This window comes from Zoogloea sp. (assembly GCF_017302315.1).
In the GTDB taxonomy this organism is placed as follows: Bacteria; Pseudomonadota; Gammaproteobacteria; order Burkholderiales; family Rhodocyclaceae; genus Zoogloea.
Genome location: NZ_JAFLDT010000140.1, coordinates 1 through 5268, shown reverse-complemented (window position 1 = coordinate 5268; position 5268 = coordinate 1). Strand labels below are relative to the sequence as shown.

Annotated in this window: 3 protein-coding genes; all 3 read right to left on the bottom strand. The window is 70.6% G+C overall.

The window, feature by feature from the left end; all coding sequences use genetic code 11:
* Positions 1-157: 157 nt before the first annotated feature.
* Entirely contained in the window at positions 158-3004 is a 2847-nt protein-coding gene (locus tag J0L98_RS21005) for a hypothetical protein (protein WP_296414137.1), read from the bottom strand.
* A 13-nt stretch (positions 3005-3017) separates the two neighbouring features.
* A complete protein-coding gene (locus tag J0L98_RS21000) occupies positions 3018-4256 on the bottom strand; it encodes a hypothetical protein (RefSeq protein ID WP_296414135.1) in 1239 nt (412 codons plus the stop codon).
* The coding region (locus J0L98_RS20995) for a phage tail protein (RefSeq protein WP_296414134.1) at positions 4253-5268 on the bottom strand (1016 nt) is incomplete at its 5' end. The genes J0L98_RS21000 and J0L98_RS20995, both read right to left, overlap by 4 nt.

Genomic DNA, 5268 nt, shown 5'->3' with positions numbered 1-5268 from the left:
CCAAGGCCCGGTCGCCGGCGCCCTCCAGGGCCCGGGCGAGCTGACGGTCGGCCAGTTGGCGCACCTGCCCCGCAAGCATCCCGGCGTGCTCCGCCTCGGTGCTGCGGATGCGGGTGGTCAAGCGGGCGATGTCTACGAAGTCGTTCATGGACGGGCGTCAGGTGCGCTTCACCCGCTTGAGGAAGCCGGCCTGCCCGCCGGTGATGCGCAGCAGGTTGGCGGTCTGGTCGAGAACCGGGCGGTTGGCGCTGTTGGTGGCGGTTTCGGCCTTCAGTGTTTCGACCACGCTCTCGGCGGGGGTGCCGGCCTGGATGCCGGCCTCCACCTTCACCGCCAGCTCGCTCGGCACGCCCTTGGCGAGGGCTTCGGCCCCGGTGATGGCGGCGGCCCGGTCGGCCTGGTAGTTCTTGCGGAACTCGGCATAGCGCTCGGCGCCGAGCAGCTTCTCGGCTTCGTCCGGCGTGCTTGCCAGCACCTCCTTCACCGTCAACTGGCTGTCGCTGCCCTTCACATAGTCGGCCACCTTGCGGCTCTCCAGTCCGGACTTCAGGTCCACATAGAGGGTCCGGGCTTCGTCGGCCTCGAACACGGCGGGGCCGTCCTTGACCAGATCGTCGCCGAGGCTGCGGGTGGGCTCGGCGCTGCGGGTCACCGACAGTTTGTTGACCACGGCCAGGGTGTGCTGGGGCTGCACGGCGGCCAGCACCTGGACGAGCTGGTAGTCCGGGTACTCGGCGGCGTAGCTGTCGGCCACCTGGCCGAGGGCGACCCGCTTGCGCTCGGCGGGGTCGGCGATGGTGTTGGCGAGGGACGATTCGGTGCTCTGCACCTTGTCCAGGAAGGCCTGATTGCGGGTGGTCACGGCGATGCCGGAGCCGCTCAGATCCGCTGCCCGGACGATGCTGGCCTGTACGTCGGGCTCGGCCAGGATGGCTTCCACCATGGCGCGCTTTTCGGCGGGCTGGCGCAGGTACTGGATGCGCACCTGCTCGGAGGACACGCTGCTCTGGGCGTTGCCGGTGCTGCCGGTGCTGCCGGTGCTGCCGGTCTTGCCGAGGCTCTGGATCTCGCGCATGAAATTGAGCAGGAACTGGAGGATCTCCAGCAGGTAGAACAGCAGATCGAGCAGCACCAGGCGCTGCTTGACATACACCACGAAATGGCGTGGCAGCATGTCCAGCCCGAGGCGTGCCACCAGGCCGGCCAGGGCTTCGGCGGTGTCGTTGACCGTGCCTAGCTGGCCGAGGGGGTTGGCTGCGGTGAGCAAGGGGTTCACACCCCAGGACTGGGCCTGGTTGAGGGCATCCTCCTGCAGGCGGCCTACCAGGGGATGTTCCCGGGTGAGTCCCTGCAGGGGCACCACCAGCTTGACGATCTCGGTGCGCCGATTCACCAGTTCATCCATGCCCAGCACATCGAACAGGTTGGCCAGCACCCCCAGGAAGCCGGGCAGGGCCACCGCGTTGGAGGTCTGCACCGTGCCGGCCTGATACAGCGATGCCTTGTACTGGCCGGGTGCCGGGGCACCGACGACCGCCGTGGCCGGGTCCGGGTTGCTGCGGGGCGGGCGCAGGCTGAGCTGGATCGGGTCCTTGTCGAAAACGTTGTTGAGATCCTCAAGGATGTCGTCGTCGTGCAGGGCCACCACCCCGTAGGTGATCACCCGGGTGCCCTGGAAGTAGTCCTCCGCCTGCCCGAGCGCATTACGCACCAGGGGCGAGACCAGCCATTGGGCGCCCTGGGTGGTGCCCAGAAGCTTGTCGAAGAGGGGGATGCCCATGGGGCGCTTGTCGTCGGCCGGGCCGGGCTTGACGGGCAGGAAGCCGATGGGCGGTATGTGCCGGAAGCCGCGGGCAAACAGGTTGGTGTTGTCCGCATTGGAGGGGCGCAGGGCCAGGCTTTCGGCCAGCATGCACTGGAACTGGTGGATGCGCGCCCAGGCGGCGGCCCGGGGCGGGGCGCCGAAGCGGGTGCGGTGCCAGTCTTCGGCCGGGGTATCGCAGATGGTGCGGCGGGGAATCCACTGGTCCATGAACAGGGCGCTGCCGTCCTCGCCCAGATAGACCATGGCCAGGGCGATGGCAGCGGCGTCGTGGCGGCCCGGGCCGGTGTCGGCGCAGAAGGGGCCGTGGGTGGCAAAGTTCGGGTCCCAGCGCTTCCACAGGGCGTGCTCGAAGACGTCGAAGAAATAGGCCGACAGGGTGCCGCGCAGATCCCAGGCCGACTGCAGATCCTGGCGGAAGGGCAGCTCCACCGGGAAGCGCACCAGCGACAGGCCGAAACCACCCCGCCAGGTGTCGGCGCGGCAGTTGGCCGAGGCCGCGCCACCGCAGATCTCGCCCATCACCTTGGCGCCGCCCTCTTCGGTTTCGCCGGGCTGGATGACCAGCAGGAAGGGGCCGGAGGGCAGGGCCGCGCTGCCGCCGGTGGGGCCGGCCGGGTCATTCACCAGGCACACGCAGGGCATGAAATCCACGCCGCCGCCCACCACTTTCTGGGGTGTCTTGCGATAGGCGCCGATGAGCTGGTCGATGCTGAAGGTGAAGGGCGTGGACACCAGGATGGGGCGGCCGATGTGGTCGAAGGCGAGGCCCCGGCGCAGGGTGATGTTGCGGCTGGACGGCAGGCCGCCAAAGCGCCCCTCGCTGTCGATGGGGGTGCTGTTGAGGCCGTCGGCGGACAGGCCCAGGCCCCAGGCGATGCCCGGCATCTGGGCGTGGGCGGCAAGGCGCGCCCGGGTGTCGAAATACACGTCCTGGCGCGACAGGGCTTCGGCGGTGAGGTAGCGGCCGTTGAACCAGTTGGTGCGGCGCAGGTTGTTGCTGCCGCGCACGTCACCGCTCGGGCCACCGGCAAAGCCGGGTTCGGCGCCGGCGCCGGCATAGCCTTTCAGAAACTCGGCGATGGACACCTCGTCGGCGGCGCTGAGGGCTTCGTTGCGGGCGACCTTGGCGACCATCGTCAGCAGGCCGGCGTCCATGTTCTTCCACTTGTTCGTGCTCATGTCGGCCTCCGGCTCAGGCGGTGGTGGGGTGAAGGGTGAACAGGCAGGCGTCCCTGCCAGTGCCGGGGGGCACGACCTCGCCGATGGCGCCCGCCAGGGGCTGTCCGCCCATGTCGAGGATGGCCTCCGCGCCCGTGCCCAGCAGGCACACCTGGATGGGCGCTCCTGCCTGCAGGACTTCGTCGACGACCAGGGCGAGGCCGGTGGCGGAGGGGGTCTGGGTGGCGATGGCCACCGGCAGCCACTGCTTGTTGGCTTCGTCGAAGCGCAGTACGCGCACCGATCCGGGGGACAGACTGGCGGGCATCAGGGGGCGGGTGGTGATCAGGTCGAGGAAGCTGCGGGCCGCATCGGCGCCTTCGCCCGCCCGGCTTTGCAGCTTGCCGGCCTGGAAGGGCACCGGGGCGCCGGCGGCTTCGAGGCGGATGCCCAGGGCCAGGTCGGCCACCGCCTGCACCGCGGGCAGCAGGGCGCGCACGCTGTTGTCGATGGTGCCGAAGAGCTTCACCCGCTCCACCGGCTCGCCCACCGGCTCCAGGTCGAGCACGGCGAGGAGCAGGGGCGCGTCGTCGGCGCCGCTCCACAGCCGGGCGGGGGGCGGCGTGTCGGGGTTGATGATGTGTTCGAGGAGACGGGTGCGGAAATCCGCCGGCGGGTTGGCCCGGGTGGTGATGTCACGCACCGGCAGGCCGGTGAGGTCGGGTGGCGCGGCCTCCAGGCACAGACGGTAGCCGTCCTGCACCCGGGACGGGGCCAGCCCGGCGTCCTGGCCGGCGCAGGGTTGGGTGATGGCCGGCACCTGCTCGGTCAGGCAGGCCCGGTAGCGCAGCACCACGTAGACCCGGCGGCGGGGATTGTCCGCCGTGACCTCCACGCCCGGCCCCGGCGGAGGCGCCGCCAGGTCGGCCCAGAAGCGCGTGGTGGCCAGCCCGGTGATGTCCAGGCAGACCTTCTGGGGCACGTACACCTCGCGCCCCAGGGGGTCGATGGCGAGCCCGGTGTCGCAGGTCAGGGTGAGGGTGGTCTCGTTTTCCTGGCTGCCCACCTTGAGCCCCCACACCGTGCCATATCCGTGCAGGGCGGCGTTGTGCAGGCGGCTGCGCAGCAGGAAGTAGCGCTGCTCGGTGGTGAAGTCTTCAGCACCGAGGAGTTGCCCGTAGCTGTAGCGTAGCCGGGTGAACGGGTCGCCCGGCGTGGCCGGATCGAGGTCGTCCAGGGGGATGAAGGTTTCAGCGGCGGTAGGGGTGCTCATGGCGATGCCTCCCATGGGTTCATGGGTTTGAAATACGGGTAGCGGTCTTCACGACGGCCACGGTGGAGGGTGGTGAAGGTGGATAGCACGGCACTGCCGAGCACGGCGGGTTCGGCCTTGTCCACCGGCCCCAGGTGGGACACGCCCACCAGGCTGGCGCTGCCGACACGGAAGCCGGCATCCAGCCAGCACAGGCGGTGCAGGGTGTGGGCCGGCTTGCCGGTCTCGATGGCCAGCTCCAGCACGGCGGCCAGGATGCTGCAGCGCGCCCGCGGCACGATCACCGTGAAGCGGTGGGCGTGGCGGCGGTAGAAGGCCAGCAGGGCGTCGTCGGGCAGGGGGTCGTCCGGATCGCGGGCCGGGCAGGGGCTGTCCTGGGTGGCGCGACGCAGCATCAGGGCGGCGTGGGCACCGGCCAGCTCCTCCTCCCAGTCTTCCAGGCCGGCGGCGTCGAGGGTGCTCTCGCTGCCGCCCAGTTCGAGGGCCGGCCCGAGCAGGGCGCTGCCCAGGAAGGCGGCGCTGGGCCGGCGCAGGCGGAAGCCCTCGATGATCTGCACCGGGGCTTCGGCGAGGATGGAGAGCAGCCGTGCCAGACCGGGCCCGGTGCCGCGGGCCCGGTATAGCTCGGCCATGTGCAGCAGCAACTCGCGGCGCACCCCTTCGCGTACCCTGGTATCGAAGCTCAGGGCCAGGAAGCTGCCCAGCCAGGGCAGGGCCTCGGCGGGCACCAGGCGCGGGTCGATGAGCTGGGGCAGCACGTCGATGCGCTGGTCCATCTCGGTCATCCAGCCTTCGAAGAGGGCCAGGGCGCGTTCGGTGGCGTCGGCACCGGCCGGGTCGGAGCGCCAGTAGGCGGGCAGGTAGTCGAGCAGGGACGGGCGCGGGAAGGTGGCGCGCAGGGCAAACAGGCTGGGCCCCTGGCGCCGGGTGCCGGCAAGGCGCACGCGCAGCCACAGGTAGCGGCCGGGGGGCGCGGTGAGCAGGTATTCGAGGGTGCGCATGCCGGCCGGCA

Excerpts from the sequence above, each read along its gene's own strand:
- J0L98_RS21000 (WP_296414135.1), bottom strand. The coding sequence starts at position 4,256 with ATGAGCACCCCTACCGCCGCTGAAACCTTCATCCCCCTGGACGACCTC.
- J0L98_RS21005 (WP_296414137.1), bottom strand. The coding sequence starts at position 3,004 with ATGAGCACGAACAAGTGGAAGAACATGGACGCCGGCCTGCTGACGATG.